This is a genomic window from Pseudomonas sp. TH49 (assembly GCF_016650625.1).
In the GTDB taxonomy this organism is placed as follows: domain Bacteria; phylum Pseudomonadota; class Gammaproteobacteria; order Pseudomonadales; family Pseudomonadaceae; genus Aquipseudomonas; species Aquipseudomonas fluorescens_H.
Window position 1 is genome coordinate 1,511,596 of record NZ_JAEKFL010000002.1, and the last position, 17,595, is coordinate 1,529,190.

Genomic DNA, 17,595 nt, shown 5'->3' on the forward strand with positions numbered 1-17,595 from the left:
ATGAATCAGGACAATCTGATCGAAGTGCGCGACCTCGCCGTCGAGTTCGGCTTGAACGAGCGGCGGCACCGGGTGGTCGAGGGCGTGAGTTTCGACATCAAGCGCGGTGAAACGCTGGCGCTGGTCGGCGAGTCCGGCTCGGGCAAATCGGTGACGGCGCACTCGATCCTGCGCCTGCTGCCCTACCCGCTGGCCCGACATCCAGCCGGCAGCATCAACTATGCGGGGCAGAATCTGCTCGGCCTGAGCGAGAAAACCATCCGCCACATCCGCGGTAACCGGATCGCGATGATCTTTCAGGAGCCGATGACCTCGCTCAACCCGCTGCATTCGATCGAGAAGCAGATCAACGAGGTGCTGGGCATCCACAAGGGCCTGACCGGTAAAGTCGCAACCAAGCGCACGCTGGAGCTTTTGGAGATGGTCGGCATCCCCGAGCCGCACAAGCGCCTCAAGGCCCTGCCCCACGAATTGTCCGGCGGCCAGCGCCAGCGAGTGATGATCGCCATGGCCCTGGCCAACGAGCCGGAGTTGCTGATCGCCGACGAACCGACCACCGCACTGGACGTGACCGTTCAGCTGAAAATCCTCGATTTGCTCAAGGAACTTCAGGCTCGATTGGGCATGTCGCTGCTACTGATCAGTCACGATTTGAACCTGGTGCGAAGAATTGCGCATCGCGTATGTGTCATGCAGCGCGGTTGCATCGTCGAACAGGCATCGTGCGCAGAGCTGTTCCGTTCGCCGCAGCATCCGTACACTCGGGAATTGCTCGGCGCGGAGCCCAGCGGAGGCCCGGCGACCAATAAAATCGGGGCGCCGCTGCTCGAAGTCGAGAACCTGAAAGTCTGGTTCCCGATCAAGAAAGGCCTGCTCAAGCGCACGGTGGATTACGTCAAGGCAGTGGACGGCATCAATTTCAGCCTGCCTCAGGGACAGACTCTGGGGATCGTGGGGGAAAGCGGTTCCGGCAAATCCACGCTGGGTCTGGCGATTTTGCGGCTGATCGGCAGCAAAGGCGCCATTCGCTTTGAGGGCAAACAGCTAGACTGCCTGACGCAGAACGAGGTTCGCCCGTTGCGTCGGGAGATGCAGGTGGTGTTTCAGGATCCGTTCGGCAGCCTGAGTCCGCGGATGTGCGTCAGCGACATCGTTGGCGAAGGCCTGCGGATTCACAAGATGGGCACCGCCGCCGAGCAGGAAGCGGCGATCATTGCGGCATTGAAGGAGGTAGGTCTGGATCCGGAAACCCGGCACCGCTACCCCCACGAATTTTCCGGTGGGCAACGGCAACGTATCGCCATTGCCCGGGCTTTGGTGCTGAAACCGGCGCTGATCCTGCTGGACGAGCCGACGTCGGCGCTCGACCGCACGGTGCAGCGGCAAGTGGTGGAGCTGTTGCGTTCACTGCAAGCCAAGTACAACCTGACGTATTTGTTCATCAGCCATGACCTGGCTGTCGTCAAAGCGCTGAGCCACCAGTTGATGGTGGTCAAGCATGGCCAAGTGGTCGAACAGGGAGCTGCGCAAGATATTTTTGCCGCCCCCAAACATCCGTATACACAGCAGTTGCTGGAAGCCGCTTTTTTGGCACCAGCCACTGCGCAATAACCTGAAAGAGGAGCAACACATGGGTTTTCTCGCCGGTAAGCGCGTACTGATCGTCGGTGTCGCCAGCAAGCTGTCCATCGCATCCGGCATCGCTGCCGCCATGCATCGCGAGGGCGCTGAGCTTGCCTTCACTTATCAGAACGACAAACTCAAGGGTCGCGTTGAAGAGTTCGCACAGGGCTGGGGTTCGAGCCCTGAGCTGTGCTTCCCGTGCGACGTGGCCAGCGATGAAGAAATCGCCAAGGTCTTCGAAGAGTTGAGCAAGAAGTGGGACGGCCTGGACTGCATCGTGCACTCCGTCGGCTTCGCCCCGGGCGACCAACTGGACGGCGACTTCACCGAAGCCACCACCCGTGAAGGTTTCCGCATCGCTCACGACATCAGCGCCTACAGCTTCGTGGCTCTGGCCAAGGCTGGCCGCGAAATGATGAAAGGCCGCAACGGCAGCCTGCTGACCCTGTCGTACCTGGGCGCCGAGCGCACCATGCCGAACTACAACGTGATGGGCATGGCCAAGGCTTCGCTGGAAGCTGGCGTGCGTTACCTGGCCGGCTCCCTGGGCCCGGACGGCACCCGCGTCAACTGCGTATCGGCTGGCCCGATCCGTACCCTGGCAGCCTCGGGCATCAAGAACTTCCGCAAGATGCTGGCCGCCAACGAAGCGCAAACCCCACTGCGCCGCAACGTCACCATCGAAGAAGTCGGCAACGCCGGCGCCTTCCTGTGCTCCGACCTGGCGTCGGGCATCAGCGGTGAAATCATGTACGTCGACGGCGGCTTCAACACCACCGCGATGGGCAATATCGAAGAGTAATCTTCGGTCTGCCAATAAAAAACCCGCCTCTTAAGGCGGGTTTTTTATTGATCATGAAATGACGAAAATCAGTTTTTTATACCAAAAATTTTAGCTCTCCTATTCAAATTTACCGCAGCAACCATTCGGTTTGCCTCAGCATCCAATACAATCGCCTTCACCTCAGAAATTTGCTCGTACGTGACAATGCCGCCATTCCCAAAAGAGAGATCCAGGCCGCCTTCAGCTTCGATACGCAGCCAATATGCGTTGTCGTCAAAGCCTGCAGAACCTGCCACTACAAGTTTTCCATCGGCCTGGATCAGCCCCACGGCCATGACAAGATGACCGGGAAAGTCGGCGGGAATATCGACTACCATCGCTTTCCCATCATTGAATTCCGGATCCACTTTGCCGTTGGCTGCTACTTTTATAACCGCGACTTTGAAGTACCCATCTCCAACAATACCTAACCAAAATATCCGATCATCACGGACAAGCAACGTGGCCCCATATGACGCAGACGGTCCCTTCCAGTAACCGTCATCACCAAACGCCAGATCCACCTCGCCGTTCGGCAGCAAACAAGCGATCAACATCTTTGATTCGTTCGCGGCGACGCCACCGACCAGTATTTTTCCATCCCTCAAAACCGCGATGGCATCCCCCTTGACTCCTCCCTTGGGCAATACCTTGACGAAGCCGCTCCCCTCACCAAACGTTGTATCTATCGCTCCGTCTGCAAGAAACCGATGCACGACGGTGAAGTTGATATAGCCCTCGACACCAATGCTCAGGCTATTGACCGCAATCAGGATTTTTCCATCCGGCGCATACGCATACTGCACACCGGACAGAGAGATGTTGTCGTGCCCTATCGGAGTGTTCACCTGCCTGGTACTGAACACCAGATCCGGACTTCCCGAAGGATTAAATCGTGTGAAGAAGATTTTCGGGCCTGGGGTTCCGCCAGTGATTGATGTAGCAAGCACCAGAAACTTTCCGTCAGGCTGCCGAATCAATCCCTGCGGTACTAACTGGTATGGCTGGCCTGGCTCTGGTGGATAACGCCACTTGGCGACGCCCCCCTGACCGAATTTTTCATCAGCTTCCCCATTGGGCAAAATACGGTGCAACCAAACTTCCCCGGCTTTTGAAATAGCGCATACAAAAGCATCGCCATCTTGCACAAGCCCTCTGATTAACCCTGAACCGCCTGGAACGGCAATAATTCCACTACTGTTTTCGCCAAACGCAGGGTCCAGGCCACCAGGATTTACTGTTGGATCAATGTGAGAGTCAGGCATGATCGATTCTTCCGAAGTCAGGGGCGCTTGTTCCATTCAAAACAAGCAGAAAAAAATTAAGTGGTGCCCCAATACCTTCGGCTAATAAAACGCGGCAAACACCTGTCAGAACTGACAGTCGTATTGTCTTTAGAAGCCTGACTACTGTCTTTAATGGCCAGAACAACGAAAGTGGCGAGTCGCGAAAAAGCACTTGGCATTCGCACGCTGGCCAGGATGTGTTTGATCAGCGCCGCTTCAACGCCTGCTTGTGCGCATACATGGCCTCGTCGGCATCGGCCAGCAGCCGATCCACCGTGTCATGCCGTCGGGAATCGTATTCGATCTGGCCGACGCTGAAGCGAATGTCGTAGCCGCGCTGCAACATCGCATTGCGCTCGTCGAGGATTTCCTTGAGCCGCGCCATGATCGCCGTGGTTTCGACGTGACTGGAACCGGTCAGCAGCGCCACGAACTCATCGCCGCCCAGGCGCCCGATCACATCGCTTTCGCGAAAAGCGATGCGCAGCACGTCGGCGAAGGTCTTCAGCGCACTGTCGCCCTCGGCATGGCCGTAGCGATCGTTGATCTGCTTGAAATCATTGAGATCGAAAAACAGTAGCGTCGCCGGTTTGTCCCGGTGTTTGCAGGCGTCCAGCGCATGCTGGGCCAGGGTCTTGAAGCCACGGCGGTTGGACAGCAGCGTCAGCTCATCCATGCTCGCCATCTGCACCGCCATCAATTCCTGCTCGGCCATGCCGGCGAGATCGCGCAACAGGGCGCGCTCCTCGTCGTCGAGTTCGCGCGGTCTGGTGTCGATCAGGCACAGCGTGCCCATTTTGTTGCCATTGGGCACCGTCAGCGGGTAGCCGGCATAGAAACGAATCTTCGGCTCGCCGGTGACTAGCGGATTGTCGTGAAAGCGCTCGTCCTCCTTGGCATCAGCCACCAACAGCAGTTCGTTCTGAAGGATCGCATGACCGCAGAATGACACATCCCTCGGCGTTTCACTGACGCCCAGCCCGACGCAAGACTTGAACCACTGACGATCGCTATCCACCAACGTCACCAAGGCAATCGGCACGTTGAACAGGCGCTTGGCCAGCCGCGTAAGCCGATCGAAACGCTCCTCCGGCGCGGAGTCGAGGACATTCAAGCCGTGCAGCGCTTGAATTCGGGTTGCTTCATTGGCGGGTTTGATCGGGGCCAGCATCACGCACTCCATCAGGGTCAACGACTGCTAGAGTAGCTTGATTCGCCGACGACTCACATACTCAACCGCCCGCCACCGGACATGGGCCACCCGCGTTGGCCCAAAGCTTGAACTGAGCCACAAAAATGTCATGCGGCACCGGCACCGGCGTGCGCCCTGCTCCGGGGTTCCAGCCCCACAGCACCAGTTTGTCGTCGCTGACATGTTTGATCAGCGCGGCGAAATCCCGGTCGCCGTTGCTCGAACGATCCTTGATCATTGCGCACAACTTGTCCGGTGGCAGGCCGATCCACGCCATCTTGTGCGCCGCCGGCGGCAGGCTCCAGTGCGGCGCCCCCGGTGGCGCATGCGGGCCATAACTGTCGGGCGGGTTGCTCTCGGCGTGGCAGGTGGCGCAGGGCAAACCGGCGGCGCCCTTGCCGTCCATGCCGCGCACCACGTTCATCGCGTGCGGTTTGCCCGCATCGAACTGCAGCGGCGAGTCGCCGGGTATGTGACAGTTCTGGCAGCGCGGGCTCTGGAACACCTTCTGCACCGTACCGAACGCCTTCAGTGCCTCCTGATCATCGGCGAACAGGTCCGAGGCGTAGCCGCCCAAACCCAGCAACATCACCGTGCCCAACAGCAGATGTCGTTTCATCTCACACCCCCGCCAGTTGCAGCGGCAGTTCACGCAACCGTTGCCCGGTCAGCGCATACACCGCGTTGGCCACCGCCGGTGCGGTGGGCGGGACACCGGCCTCGCCGATGCCTCCGGGTTTGTCGCTGCTGGGCACGATATGCACCTCGACCAGCGGCATCTCGTTGAGCCGCAGCACCTGATAGTCGTGATAATTGGATTGCACCACCGCGCCGTCCTTGACCGTCAGTTTGCTGTGTAGCGCCATGCCCAGGCCAAAGGTGATGCACGATTCCATCTGCGCCGCGATGCTCTGCGGGTTGACCGCGATCCCGCAGTCCACCGCACACACCACGCGGTGCACGCGAATCGCCAGATTGTCCTGCGAGACCTCGGCCACCTGCGCCACATAACTGCCGAACGACTCATGCACCGCCACGCCCAACGCATGCCCGTCCGGCAATGGCGCTTGCCAGTTGGCCTTCTCCACCGCCAGATTCAGCACCCCGAGATGCCGCGCATGATCCTTGAGCAAAGTGCGTCGGTATTCCACCGGGTCCTTGTTCGCGGCGGCGGCCATTTCATCGATCAGCGACTCCATGACGAACGCGGTGTGGCTGTGCCCCACCGAACGCAGCCACAGCACATTGATCCCGGTCTGCGGCGAATGCAGCTCGACCTGTTGATGGGCCAGGCCTTTGATATACGGGCTATCGGCCACGCCTTCGACCGACGTCGGGTCGATGCCGTTCTTGACCATGGTCGCTTCCAGCAGAGTGCCGGTCATGATCGACTGGCCGACCAGCACATGCTGCCAGCTCAGCGGCATGCCCTGCCCGTCCAGGCCGATGCGCGCCTGATGCAGGAACATCGAGCGGTAATACCCGCCACGAATGTCATCCTCGCGCGACCACACGGTTTTCACCGGCATCCCGGCAGCCTTCGCCACTTGCACCGCTTCGGCGACGAAGTCCGAGGTCGGATTGGCCCGGCGCCCGAAACCGCCGCCAAGAAACTCGGTGTGAATCTCCACCTGCTCGGATTTGAGTCCGGTGATCTTGCCGGCGACCATCTGGTCGAGGGTCTGAAATTGCGTGCCGGTCCAGATCTCGCACTTTTCGGCGCTGATTTTCACTGTGCAGTTCAGAGGTTCCATTGGCGCATGTGCCAGATACGGCACGCTGTATTCGACGTCAATTTTCTTCGCCGCCTTGTCGAAGTTGCCCTTGGCATCACCGGCCTGACTGGCGGAAGTGCCCGGTGTCGCCGCTAGTTTGCGGAAGCTGTCGAGCAGGCCCTGGCTACTCAGATCCGTGTGTGGCCCCAGATCCCAATCGACTTTTAATGCATCACGACCGAGTTTCGCCGCCCAGTAATGATCAGCGATCACCGCCACGCCGGTCGGCACCTGCACCACTTTGTGCACGCCGGGAACCGCCAGCGCCTCGGCGCCTTCGAAGGATTTGACCGTCGCGCCGAACACCGGTGCACGGGCGACCATCGCGGTCATCAAACCGTCGAACTGCACGTCCATGCCGAATTTGGCGCGGCCGGTGATTTTCTCCGGGGTATCGAGGCGTTTGGTCGGCTTGCCGATGACCTTCCAGTCTTTGGCCTCCTTGAAGGTGATCGACTTGGGATCCGGCACAGGCAGTTGCCCGGCGGCGTCCGCCAGTTCGCCATAAGTCGCGCGTTTATCGCCGGCGATCACCACGCCAGATTCAGTACGAATGGCTGAAGGCGCGACATCGAAACGCTTGGCCGCCGCCTCGACCAGCATCTGTCGCGCCGTGGCCCCGGCGAGCCGGTAACGGTCGAACTCCATCCAGGTCGAGGTCGAGCCGCCGGTAATCTGCATCCCGCCAAACGCCGGCATGCCGTAATCGGCCGCCGAGGCCGGCGAGTGTTCGACGCGGATCGTCGACCAGTCGGCGTCCAGCTCTTCGGCGATCAGCATGGTCAGGCCGGTCCAGATGCCCTGGCCCATTTCCGAATGCCCGAGCAACACCGTCACGCTGTTGTCGGCGGCGATGCGCAAAAACGCATTCGGCGCGAAGACCTTGCCTTCATTCTCCGCCGCCATGGCAAACCGATGGGCACCGGGGACCACGAACGCCACCACCAGACCGCCACCCAGCACGGCACTGCCCTTGAGAAATCCGCGACGCGATACAGGACTGTTCATTACCCTTCTCCCAACATGCATCAGCCGATTTCGGACGCGCGTTTAACCGCCGCACGGATCCGTGGATAGGTGCCGCAGCGGCAAATGTTGCCGGAGAGCGCCTGATCGATATCGCTGTCGGTGGGTTTGGGGATTTTCGCCAGCAGCGCGGCGGCAGACATGATCTGCCCCGACTGGCAGTAACCGCACTGCACCACATCGAGTTCGGCCCAGGCCTGCTGCACCGGGTGCGAGCCATCGGTCGAAAGGCCTTCGATGGTGAGAATTTTCTGGCCGTGGGCCACGGCGGTGGCGGGCGTGATACAGGCACGCAACGGAGCGCCATCGACGTGTACGGTGCAGGCGCCACACTGGGCCATGCCACAGCCGAATTTGGTACCGGTCAGGTGCGCAACGTCACGCAGGACCCAGAGCAACGGCATGTCGGCCGGCACATCGAGTTCCTGATCCTTGCCATTGATATTCAAGGTCAGCATCGGGGATTTTCCTCAGACTCACGGTGTTCTGAAGGGGCGTCGCTACGGCCATCGAAGCCTGTGCGCGCCTCGGCTTATCCCTTTCAGCAAAGCCTAATTTGCGCGTGAAGCCAGACGTTGCGACCACCGGTCATGCCTGCCCCCGAAAATGTCGACTTTAATCCTGTGGCTGATAACGGCTCTCACCCGAGCCACCACGATCGATCTGCGACTGGCGCGCGGGTTACCCATCACATTGGTCAGGAGTAGCGAACATGGGATTTGTCACCACCCAAGACGGCGTCGATATTTTCTACAAGGACTGGGGCCCGAAAGACGCCCCGGTGATCCACTTCCACCACGGCTGGCCGCTCAGCTCGGACGACTGGGACGCGCAGATGCTGTTCTTTCTGGCCCAGGGCTTTCGGGTGATTGCCCATGACCGTCGCGGGCACGGACGCTCGAGCCAGGTCTGGGACGGCCACGACATGGACCATTACGCCGACGATGCGCTGGCGGTGGTTCAGCATCTGGGGGTGAAGAACGTGGTGCATGTCGGCCACTCCACCGGCGGCGGCGAGGTCATCCACTACATTGCCCGGCATGGTCAGGACAACGTCGCCAAAGGCGTGCTGATCAGCGCGGTACCGCCGCTGATGGTCAAGACCGAAAGCAATCCCGGTGGCTTGCCGAAATCGGTGTTCGATGACTTGCAAGCGCAGCTGGCGGCCAATCGCGCGCAGTTCTATCGCGATGTTCCCAGCGGGCCGTTCTACGGCTACAACCGCCCGGGCGCCAAGCCCTCCGAGGGGATCATCGGCAACTGGTGGCGTCAGGGCATGATCGGCGGCGCCAAGGCGCATTACGACGGGATCGTCGCGTTCTCGCAGACCGATTTCACCGAAGACCTGAAGAAGGTCACCGTGCCGGTGCTGGTGATGCATGGCGAGGATGATCAGATTGTGCCGTATGCGAACTCGGGGCCTTTGTCGGCGAAATTGCTGCCAAATGGCACATTGAAGTCGTATCCGGGGTTTCCGCACGGGATGCCGACGACTGAGGCAGCGACGATCAATGCCGATCTGCTGGCGTTTATTCGCGGTTGAGGAGAGTGCCGCCTATCTCCTGTAGGAGCGAGCCTGCTCGCGATGGCGATGTATCAGGCAACAAATGTTCAAGCTTTGCTGACGCTATCGCGAGCAGGCTCACTCCTACAAGGGACTTGATTGGCCTGAAGTGCACTACTCCTCGGAACGACTCGTACGCTCTCGATCACGTTCGTAGTGGTGAGCCAATGGCAGCGCCGGCAACCAGGCCTCACGACGGATAGTCCACAACTCATAAGTCGGCTTGAACTGGTTCGGCGCGTCCAGCGAGCCGACATTCACTTCAATTTCATCCCCCGAACGCGCAAGTACCGGTGAACCACAGCGCGGGCAGAAAACTCGCCCTTGATACTCGCCGGTTTTGCCGCTGACGGTCACCGCATTCTCGGGAAATATCGCCGAGGCATGGAACAACGCACCGTGGTGTTTGCGGCAATCGAGACAGTGGCAGATGCCGACGCGGTAAGGTTGGCCCGATGCTTCGAAACGCACATCACCGCACAGGCAACCGCCAGTTAATGGGGTCATGGTGTCTATCCTCTGCCAGACTCTGTTCAGCCTTTGAACATAGCAGGCGCACCAGCGAACGCTCACAATCTGCCTTTTACCGGAGACAGCGCCATGCCTTCACCCGAATCCACCCTTCTGCAGAGCTGGCACGACAACGCCGATGCCTGGATCGAAGTGATCCGCAGCGGTGCCATCGAAAGCCGTCAGCAGGTCACCGATCAGGCGATCCTGCTGGCGATCATGAGCCGTCAACCCGAGCGAGTGCTGGATCTGGGGTGCGGTGAAGGCTGGTTGTTGCGGGCGCTGGCAGACCGGGGCATCGATGCGGCGGGTGTCGATGGCGATGCAACGCTGATCGAGGCAGCACGTGAGGCCGGTTCGGCCAAGGTGCATGTCGCCAGTTATGAGGCGCTGGTCGACGCCCGGGTCGATGTCGGCAGTGATTACGATTTGGTCTGCGCTAATTTCTCGCTGCTGCATCAGGACATCATTGCGCTGCTCGCCGCGATGAATGCGTTGCTGGTTCCGGGCGGCACCATGATCATTCAGACCCTGCATCCGTGGGCCGTGGCGGCTGGCGATTATCAGGATGGCTGGCGTGAAGAATCCTTCGCCGGGTTCAAGGGCCGGTGGCAGCCGATGCCGTGGTATTTCCGCACGCTGTCGAGTTGGCTGAATGCCTTGGACATGGCGGGGTTCAGACTGGTCGGCCTGCACGAACCGCAGCATCCGCAAAGTGCGGTGCCGCAGTCCCTGTTGCTGATCGCCGAGCAGCGCCCCTTGTAGGAGTGAGCCTGCTCGCGATGGCGTAGGCTCAGGCAACACCAACGCCTGTACCGACGCCATCGCGAGCAGGCTCACTCCTACAGGGGTTTGTGTTCGACCGCGAAGCACTTGTCGATCTACGGCACCGCCACTCGACCAAGGACTGACTACGCTGATTATCCTGCGTGTCCAACCTGCCGAGGATGACTGCCATGCAACGTTTTCAAAAACTCACACCGTGCCTGTGGTTCGATGATCAGGCCGAAGCTGCTGCGAAGTTCTATTGCTCGGTTTTCGATCATTCGAAAATCACCGGCCTGACCCACTACAGCAAGGTCGGCCAGGAATTTCACGGCAAGCCGGAAGGTGCGGTGATGACAGTCAGTTTCGAACTCGACGGCCAGACCTTCACCGGCCTCAACGGCGGGCCGATGTTCAAGTTCAGTGAAGCCATATCGTTTCAGGTCAATTGCCAGAATCAGGAAGAAGTCGACCACTTCTGGGGCAACCTGTCGGCTGGCGGCCCGGTTGAGGCCCAGCAATGCGGTTGGCTCAAGGACAAGTTCGGGGTGTCGTGGCAGATCGTACCGGTGGCCTTCATGCACATGATGCAAGACCCCGACACCACTAAGTCGCAAAGGGCGATGCAGGCCATGTTCAAGATGAAAAAACTCGACATCGCCGAACTTGAGCGGGCCTTTGCCGGCCAGAGCTAATACACTCCGGTTCTGGCCTGCCGGGAACAATAACGATGAAACACGCCGCCGCCAAAAGCCCTGAAAAAGCGCCACACTTCTGGCGTGACGACGCCCTGCCCTTCATCGAAGCGCGGGCTATCGCCGATGGCCGTGAGGTCTGCTACTCGCGCCATTCCCATGCGCATTTTTCCATCGGTGCGATAACCGCCGGGCGCAGCATTTATGTGCATGAGCAATCGGCGTTCGACGTCGCCGCCGGCACCGTGGTGCTGATGAATCCAGGCGATGTGCACGCCTGCAATCCGATCGATAATCAGCCGTGGTCGTATCTGATGTTGTACGTGGAAACGCCGTGGCTGACGGACTTGCAGCATCAGCTGGGGTTCAGTACCGAGCTTGAGTTCCGCCGATTTTCCACCACGCATTTGAATGACGCTCGGCTGTTCCGGGCGCTGCAAGGGTTGTACGCCACACTGGTCGATGAGCAGCAGGATGTACTGCGTAAACAGAGCGCAGCGGTGGAGTTTTTCAGCGACCTGCAGCTGCGCCTGAACCCGGCGGAACAACCGTTGCGCGAGCCGAATTTCAAGCTCGAACGCGCCGCCGATTTCATCCGTGAACACTGCACCGATCTGCTCAGCCTGGAGGACATCTGCACGGCGGCGCAGCTGTCGCCCTCGTACCTGATCCGCGCCTTCAAGCAGCATTACGGCATGACCCCGCACGCGTTCGTGGTCAACCAGCGCATCCAGTTCGCCCGCGAACGCCTGCGCAGCGGCCAGTTGATTGCCGATGTCGCCCTTGAAGCAGGGTTTGCCGATCAAGCGCACTTCCAGCGCGCGTTCAAACAGCATCTGGCCGCGACACCCGGCCAATATCGCGGCTGACAGTCAAAATCGACTACGCTCCAGATCAGCGGCCAATCCCGGCCCGGGAGTTTGCTCTGGATGATTCTGATTCTGTTGCCGCCCGCCGATTACGACCCGACTGAAAGCAGCGTGCCGTGGCAGGCGCTGCACAACGCGGGCATCGAAGCCCGTTTTGCCACGCCGCAAGGCCTGCCTGCCTACGCCGATTCACGGTTGGTGAGCGTTGGGTTCGGGCCGCTGAACCCGATGCTGATGACGCGCAACGCCGACCTCGATAGTTACGCCCGGATGATCGACAGCGCGGCATTTCTGCAACCGCTGGCGTATGCCGATGTCGACCCGTCTCAATTCGACGGTCTGCTGATTCCCGGCGGTCATGCCAAAGGCATGCGCAGCCTGCTGGAGTCCGGACAGGCACGGCAAATCGCCCTGCAGTTTTTCAAGGCACAAAAACCCGTGGCGGCGGTGTGTCATGGCGTGCTGTTACTGGCCCGCACCCTTGACCCTGACACCGGACGTTCGGTGTTGTTCGGGCGCAAGGTCACAGCGTTGCTGGCGGCCACCATGGAGTTACCGGCCTGGCTGATGACTTGCGCCTGGCTGGGGCGTTACTTCCGCACTTACCCGCAGACCGTCGAGGCAGAAGTGACTGCCGCACTGTCGCGCCAATCCGACTTTGTACGCGGTCCCCTCATCGCCAGGCGTGATAGCGCAAAAGCGCCGCAAACAGGATTCGTGGTGCGCGACGGCAATCTGCTGACGGCGCGCTGGCCCGGTGATTGCCATCGCTTCGCCAAAGAATGGGTCGCCATGCTGCAAGCACGATCGGCTGGGTGAATGACACGAGACTTATGGCAACAACAGATAAATCGCACTCGCCGCCAGCAACAAAGCCATGAACCGATTGAACAGGCGCATCCCCGCCGGATTGCCCAGATACCCACGTAAAAACGTCCCGGCATACACCCAGCAACCCACTGACAAATAGCAGATCACCAGATACACCGCCGCAAACTGCCAGACCAGCCGCGCCTCGCCATCGGCGACAAACGCGCCCATCCCTGCCACGCAAGCCAGCCAGGCTTTCGGGTTGAGCCATTGCATCACCGCGCCGTACAACATCGACGGCGCACGCGCTGCCTCGCCGGCAGTCAACTGACCGTCATCAGCCGCCAGTTTCCAGGCCATGAACAACAGAAACGCCACCCCGGCCAGTTGCACCACCCGGGTCAGGGCCGGCCACAACGTCAGCACTTCATGCAGCCCCAGGCCCATCAGCACCAGCAGCAACACAAACCCCAACGTCGCCCCCGCCACATGCCGCTGACTGGCCCGGAAGCCGAATTGCGCGCCGGAACTCAACGCCACGATATTCACCGGTCCCGGGGTAATGGACGCCACCAATGCAAACGCCGCCATCGACACAATCAGACTCATCGCACACCTGTTTCAATTCAAGGAACAAGATCGCAACACTAACCAGCGCCACCCTTGGGTGTATTGAACAAAATTACCCCGATTAATCTACAGCATCCTTGAAGGGCATATCACCTGCCCATCACGAATTAACTTTTAACGTTAATCCAACTAACAAATATCCAGATACTTTTGAAAACAGCCTGAAACTCAAAACAGATAAATCACGACGGGCAATGTTTTATATTCCCCGGCAACTTCACAAACAGCCACCCCACCGGTGACTGATCGCTGTATTACATCAACCTGGAAACAGAAGAGTTCTATATGGATATTACCCGCAACCTGTTCAGCGCCGCCCCCGCTTCCGCCGATGAGCAAGAGCGCCTGAACATTGCCAAAGCCCTGGAAAACAGACACTTCCTTCTGCAAAACTCCAGCACCAGCGATGATGCCCTGCAACTCGTCACCGAGGTGATTGCAGGTAGCGATTTCGACCATGCACATCACGCCGGCAAACTATTGCTACGCACGGTAATCCACCATCCGGAATTCGCCAGCTTCACTGACAAACTGAGCATCGACAAGAACCATTGGTTCATGGCGTTGAGCAATGGCGAAGTTTATGCCGCCCATGAAGAAACAGGTTCTACCGGTACTTACATTCATTACAGCATCATTACCGATCAACTTTATGAAGTCGAAGCGCTGCGCGCCGATGTTGAACTTCTGGCTAATGGCGCCCGGCGTACTGGCGGCATCATTTCTTCCGGCAACAAAGTTCCCTTGCGCAACTGGTTGATCTTTCAGGATATCGACCGACCTGAAGACGAAGCCGCCATCGCCAACCTGATCGACTGCCTGAAATTCACCCTGCCGCCCGCGCCGAAGTTCGGCAACTACTGGGGCATCAGCGAAGAAGCCGACGACGCTGCGCTGATTGTCGAACCCGAGCAATACCCGCTGATCCTGCAGCAGGTGCGCAAGCGCATGGCCGATGCTGGCCGGGATGCCGAACCGTTGATCAACTATCTGACAGATGCGCTGCTGGTGAAGAAAAGTGGCGCGCTGGTGATGGAGATCCGCGCCTGGCGTGGGAACACCTGCTGGAAACACGTGAAGCCCGGGAGTTTGCGCAAACCTGTCTCGAAGTCCTGCATGGCCCGAATCCGGCACCGGCAATGACCGAAATCACGCGCAGTCGGTTGCTGCTCGCCGCTGTCGTGCTGGATCTGGACATGGGTTCGGAAGAACGGGTCGCGACGCATCGTGGCTTGCGTTACGCGCCGTTGCACGTGCACGAAACCTCGGCCCAGGCCCGTACTCGGCTGAAACAGCAGTTCGAGCAGATCAACCGTGCCGATCCGTTCGCCGCGCACCTGGCGGTGGAGCTGGTGCTGGCGGGCCAGTCCCCGGAGTTCCTGGTGCTGACCCCGCAGACGCTATTGATCGGTTCGCCCGGTTGGGTATTGTTGCGCAAAGCGGTGCTGCTGACGGAACGTATCGCGCCCGGGCTGTCCCTGACACTGTCCTACGCGCAACTGATCAAATTCGCCGCGCTTGCACCGCTCAGCGATGCTCAAAGGACCGTACATCAGCTCCTCAATCTGCAATGCGTGATGGACTGGGCAGCCATCAACGAAATGCTTCCCGATGAAAACGCGGCACTGACGCCAGAAGGCGTTGCAACAGCAGCGATGAATCACTACAGCGCTTATGCCAAGGAACTGGAAGACGCACTGCACGCCATTACGGCGGCCCCGGTCAGCCGCCGCAAACTGGCAAGACAAACGCTGCTGGACGCCGGCATTGCTAATCAGGGAGAAATGTTCGCTTCACCGCACAACAAGGGTGGTTTGATCCGCGACACGGTGATCAATCTTTACCTCGCCAACCAGTTGCATAGGAAGAACCTCACCAGCAAATCGAGCAAGCGCAATCTGCACGATGTGCATCCCGGCCTGGCGGATCTTGCGCCGGGCAACGGGTTGTACGCCGAGCAGCTCAAACCGCAGCACGAACGCTTCAAGGCGGGTATCAGCACGATGATCCGGCTGGCGTTTTCCAACCTGAGCCTGAGTGAACGGCAAGCGCTGACCCAGGGCGCGTCAACCGTGTATCTGGTGCGCGGCAACCGCAACATTCCCGGTCACAGCGCCGACCACTTCTCCCCGCACGGCGTGGTCATCCTGTGTCGTCACAAATCGAAGCACCATTGCTTCGAATTGTTCCCGCTACAGGGGCTGTGCCGTACCAGCGAACGTCTGGCCGAGGCTTACTTCAAGGCGTCAGCGTTCAACGAAGACACCGGCAGCTTCGACGAAGCGACCAATGAGGAAACAGGAGTTTTCCCGCGCCTCACCTACCTCGAAAACATCGTGAGCGAGCACAAGGCCTACTTCGAGGGCGCAACGCCTCGGCCAACCGAACAGGCGGACATCAACCGGTTACTGCCGCGCCACCATTGGCAACTTGAAGAATATGCGCAGATTCGCGAGTTCGGCATGCTGCTTGATCGGCTGGGGGAATTTACCGAGCACAACGAGCCTTCCGCCTGGCATGTCTCGCCGATGGACAGTTTTCGCTCCGCCAGGCTCAAGGACATGGCCGACTTCATTGCACAAAAGAACCCGGCCATCACCTATGACGAGTATTACCGGATGGGCTATGACCAGACTGAATACGAAGAGCAGCAGGAGGAGTACGAACGCGTTGCCAACATCATTCTGAATATCTTCATTCCGTTCCGGGGCTGTATCCAGCAACTGACGTCGGATGATCCGGATCAACGCAGCGGGGCGGCCTTCAGCTGTGTCATCGACGCCCTCGCCGTGGCCTTTGTCTTTATCGGGGCGGCCGGGGCCCTGGCCAAAGCCGCGGCCAGCAGCACGCGGCTGTTAAGCCTCAGCCGCGTGGCCGGCAATGTTCTGGTATCGCTGTTCAACCCGCTGGACGGCGTTCCACAACTGTTGGTCGGCACCGGCAAACTGCTGGGTAAAAGTGCGCTGAAGCTTACTCATTACGGCAACACCGTCAGCCGTATCAGTGCTCGTCAACTCCGGCGGCTGACCAGCACCAGCAGCGGCTCTTATGACCTGGTCAAAGCGCTGGGCAAGTCCGGGGCGGCGGCGGAGATTCGCATGACATTACCGACGGTGGCACACGGGCGAGCGCTGTTTCAGGATGACAGCATTGAAACCGCCAGCCAGGTCCTCAAGCGCCTGCTGGACCAGAACACTGCGCTACCCAAAGGTGCCAGCTACGCGGAGTTGGACCAGCTGTACAAAAATGCACTGGTGAGTACCACACGCAAACTGCAAAAGACTCAGGAGCTGGAGGCCCTGATCGGCCAGACGGCACTCGATGATCTGTTGACAACGTTCATGACAAAGAACGGCCACGAATACAGCGCCGCGCGCTCAGCCGGCAGCGAATATTCTGATTTGCTGGAGTCGTTCAGCGAGTTGGAGGCGCGTAAGGTTATCTACATGAAAAACCATCAGCAGAATGTGCTGAAACAGGATCTGGGGGCAGCCCCTTACAACGGCGTAGTGCCCGAGTCACGCTACAACCCTAAAGGCTTTACCGATAACGCCCAGCGAGCCGGAGCGTGGATCGTTCATGCTTCGAACTCGCCGGGCAACGACCTCGACAGTATCGTAGCCATACTGCGAGAGTACGCCGACAGCAACAAGCCCCTCACTGACCCGGATCTGATCCGCCAGTTACACGTCAGTATCGCGCCGGCGACCGCTGACATCATTCGTGTAGGCACGCACCCTACAAAATATGGCAGCAACATCAGTGGCTTTTCCTTGATGCAGGATCATCTGAAGCTTCTCGACCCCGCCCATGAACACTTTGGCAAGCAAATGTTCGCTACGGTGGCGGGCTTTCATGTGTTCGGTGACGGCAACGGCCGCACGGGTCGCGCCCTGTATGCGATCCACGAGCTGCGACACAACCGTTTCAGTCCGCTGTCAAAAGAATCAATCAGCGCGCTCCATGGCCTCGACGGCGATTTGTAATCCCGACTAGACCTATGGCCCGGCCGGTATCAACCGACCGG

The 17,595-nt window shown here is 59.4% G+C and carries 16 protein-coding genes; 9 read left to right on the plus strand and 7 right to left on the minus strand.

The annotated features are described in order from the left end of the window. Both JFU48_RS24140 and fabI read left to right on the plus strand, forming a co-directional pair. A complete protein-coding gene (locus tag JFU48_RS24140) occupies positions 1–1,611 on the plus strand; it encodes an ABC transporter ATP-binding protein (RefSeq protein ID WP_103485053.1) in 1,611 nt (536 codons plus the stop codon). A 19-nt stretch (positions 1,612–1,630) separates the two neighbouring features. Next, the gene (gene fabI, locus JFU48_RS24145; protein ID WP_003202751.1) at positions 1,631–2,425 is read left to right on the plus strand and encodes an enoyl-ACP reductase FabI; all 795 of its coding nucleotides are present in this window, start codon (positions 1,631–1,633) and stop codon (positions 2,423–2,425) included. Between the two features lie 68 nt (positions 2,426–2,493). Here the strand turns inward: fabI and JFU48_RS24150 are convergent, their stop codons facing one another. The 5 genes from JFU48_RS24150 to JFU48_RS24170 all read right to left on the minus strand — a co-directional run bounded on the left by JFU48_RS24150 (position 2,494) and on the right by JFU48_RS24170 (position 8,183). Then, positions 2,494–3,711 (minus strand): hypothetical protein, encoded by a 1,218-nt coding sequence (locus tag JFU48_RS24150; RefSeq protein WP_201137906.1) that lies wholly within the window; start codon positions 3,709–3,711, stop codon positions 2,494–2,496. A 226-nt stretch (positions 3,712–3,937) separates the two neighbouring features. Further along, complete coding sequence (locus tag JFU48_RS24155) at positions 3,938–4,903, minus strand: sensor domain-containing diguanylate cyclase (RefSeq protein WP_201137907.1); 966 nt, start codon at positions 4,901–4,903, stop codon at positions 3,938–3,940. A gap of 61 nt (positions 4,904–4,964) precedes the next feature. After that, entirely contained in the window at positions 4,965–5,543 is a 579-nt protein-coding gene (locus JFU48_RS24160; RefSeq protein ID WP_201137908.1) for a hypothetical protein, read from the minus strand. 1 nt (position 5,544) lies between these two features. Next, on the minus strand, positions 5,545–7,707 hold the full coding sequence (locus JFU48_RS24165) for a xanthine dehydrogenase family protein molybdopterin-binding subunit (RefSeq protein ID WP_201137909.1): 2,163 nt from the start codon (positions 7,705–7,707) through the stop codon (positions 5,545–5,547). Positions 7,708–7,727: 20 nt separating this feature from the next. Beyond that, complete coding sequence (locus tag JFU48_RS24170) at positions 7,728–8,183, minus strand: (2Fe-2S)-binding protein (protein WP_003224136.1); 456 nt, start codon at positions 8,181–8,183, stop codon at positions 7,728–7,730. Between the two features lie 254 nt (positions 8,184–8,437). Between JFU48_RS24170 and JFU48_RS24175 the strand changes: the two genes are divergently transcribed. Next, positions 8,438–9,268 (plus strand): alpha/beta fold hydrolase, encoded by an 831-nt coding sequence (locus tag JFU48_RS24175; protein ID WP_103485717.1) that lies wholly within the window; start codon positions 8,438–8,440, stop codon positions 9,266–9,268. A 135-nt stretch (positions 9,269–9,403) separates the two neighbouring features. Here JFU48_RS24175 and JFU48_RS24180 read toward each other — a convergent pair whose 3' ends face one another. Then, positions 9,404–9,796 (minus strand): GFA family protein, encoded by a 393-nt coding sequence (locus JFU48_RS24180; protein WP_201137910.1) that lies wholly within the window; start codon positions 9,794–9,796, stop codon positions 9,404–9,406. A 93-nt stretch (positions 9,797–9,889) separates the two neighbouring features. Between JFU48_RS24180 and JFU48_RS24185 the strand changes: the two genes are divergently transcribed. The 4 genes from JFU48_RS24185 (at position 9,890) to JFU48_RS24200 (ending at position 12,947) form a co-directional block, all read left to right on the plus strand. Then, positions 9,890–10,564 (plus strand): class I SAM-dependent methyltransferase, encoded by a 675-nt coding sequence (locus JFU48_RS24185; protein WP_201137911.1) that lies wholly within the window; start codon positions 9,890–9,892, stop codon positions 10,562–10,564. A gap of 191 nt (positions 10,565–10,755) precedes the next feature. Next, entirely contained in the window at positions 10,756–11,259 is a 504-nt protein-coding gene (locus tag JFU48_RS24190) for a VOC family protein (protein WP_003224132.1), read from the plus strand. Positions 11,260–11,294: 35 nt separating this feature from the next. Then, positions 11,295–12,128 carry an AraC family transcriptional regulator gene (locus tag JFU48_RS24195; RefSeq protein ID WP_201137912.1) on the plus strand — a complete coding sequence of 278 codons (834 nt, stop codon included), beginning with the start codon at positions 11,295–11,297 and terminating at the stop codon, positions 12,126–12,128. A gap of 60 nt (positions 12,129–12,188) precedes the next feature. Continuing rightward, the gene (locus JFU48_RS24200; protein ID WP_201137913.1) at positions 12,189–12,947 is read left to right on the plus strand and encodes a DJ-1/PfpI family protein; all 759 of its coding nucleotides are present in this window, start codon (positions 12,189–12,191) and stop codon (positions 12,945–12,947) included. Between the two features lie 12 nt (positions 12,948–12,959). Here JFU48_RS24200 and JFU48_RS24205 read toward each other — a convergent pair whose 3' ends face one another. After that, positions 12,960–13,547 carry a LysE family translocator gene (locus JFU48_RS24205; protein ID WP_201137914.1) on the minus strand — a complete coding sequence of 196 codons (588 nt, stop codon included), beginning with the start codon at positions 13,545–13,547 and terminating at the stop codon, positions 12,960–12,962. Positions 13,548–13,853: 306 nt separating this feature from the next. Between JFU48_RS24205 and JFU48_RS24210 the strand changes: the two genes are divergently transcribed. Then, positions 13,854–14,711: a hypothetical protein gene (locus JFU48_RS24210; protein ID WP_201137915.1), complete on the plus strand. Its 858-nt coding sequence runs from the start codon at positions 13,854–13,856 to the stop codon at positions 14,709–14,711. Next, positions 14,708–17,554 (plus strand): hypothetical protein, encoded by a 2,847-nt coding sequence (locus JFU48_RS24215; RefSeq protein ID WP_201137916.1) that lies wholly within the window; start codon positions 14,708–14,710, stop codon positions 17,552–17,554. Before JFU48_RS24210 ends, JFU48_RS24215 begins: the two co-directional genes overlap by 4 nt. Positions 17,555–17,595 lie beyond the last annotated feature (41 nt).

Excerpts from the sequence above, each read along its gene's own strand:
- JFU48_RS24195 (WP_201137912.1), top strand. The coding sequence starts at position 11,295 with ATGAAACACGCCGCCGCCAAAAGCCCTGAAAAAGCGCCACACTTCTGG.
- JFU48_RS24210 (WP_201137915.1), top strand. The coding sequence starts at position 13,854 with ATGGATATTACCCGCAACCTGTTCAGCGCCGCCCCCGCTTCCGCCGAT.
- JFU48_RS24165 (WP_201137909.1), bottom strand. The coding sequence starts at position 7,707 with ATGAACAGTCCTGTATCGCGTCGCGGATTTCTCAAGGGCAGTGCCGTG.
- JFU48_RS24140 (WP_103485053.1), top strand. The coding sequence starts at position 1 with ATGAATCAGGACAATCTGATCGAAGTGCGCGACCTCGCCGTCGAGTTC.
- JFU48_RS24200 (WP_201137913.1), top strand. The coding sequence starts at position 12,189 with ATGATTCTGATTCTGTTGCCGCCCGCCGATTACGACCCGACTGAAAGC.
- JFU48_RS24170 (WP_003224136.1), bottom strand. The coding sequence starts at position 8,183 with ATGCTGACCTTGAATATCAATGGCAAGGATCAGGAACTCGATGTGCCG.
- JFU48_RS24175 (WP_103485717.1), top strand. The coding sequence starts at position 8,438 with ATGGGATTTGTCACCACCCAAGACGGCGTCGATATTTTCTACAAGGAC.
- JFU48_RS24155 (WP_201137907.1), bottom strand. The coding sequence starts at position 4,903 with ATGCTGGCCCCGATCAAACCCGCCAATGAAGCAACCCGAATTCAAGCG.
- JFU48_RS24150 (WP_201137906.1), bottom strand. The coding sequence starts at position 3,711 with ATGCCTGACTCTCACATTGATCCAACAGTAAATCCTGGTGGCCTGGAC.
- JFU48_RS24160 (WP_201137908.1), bottom strand. The coding sequence starts at position 5,543 with ATGAAACGACATCTGCTGTTGGGCACGGTGATGTTGCTGGGTTTGGGC.
- JFU48_RS24180 (WP_201137910.1), bottom strand. The coding sequence starts at position 9,796 with ATGACCCCATTAACTGGCGGTTGCCTGTGCGGTGATGTGCGTTTCGAA.
- JFU48_RS24205 (WP_201137914.1), bottom strand. The coding sequence starts at position 13,547 with ATGAGTCTGATTGTGTCGATGGCGGCGTTTGCATTGGTGGCGTCCATT.
- JFU48_RS24185 (WP_201137911.1), top strand. The coding sequence starts at position 9,890 with ATGCCTTCACCCGAATCCACCCTTCTGCAGAGCTGGCACGACAACGCC.
- fabI (WP_003202751.1), top strand. The coding sequence starts at position 1,631 with ATGGGTTTTCTCGCCGGTAAGCGCGTACTGATCGTCGGTGTCGCCAGC.
- JFU48_RS24190 (WP_003224132.1), top strand. The coding sequence starts at position 10,756 with ATGCAACGTTTTCAAAAACTCACACCGTGCCTGTGGTTCGATGATCAG.
- JFU48_RS24215 (WP_201137916.1), top strand. The coding sequence starts at position 14,708 with ATGACCGAAATCACGCGCAGTCGGTTGCTGCTCGCCGCTGTCGTGCTG.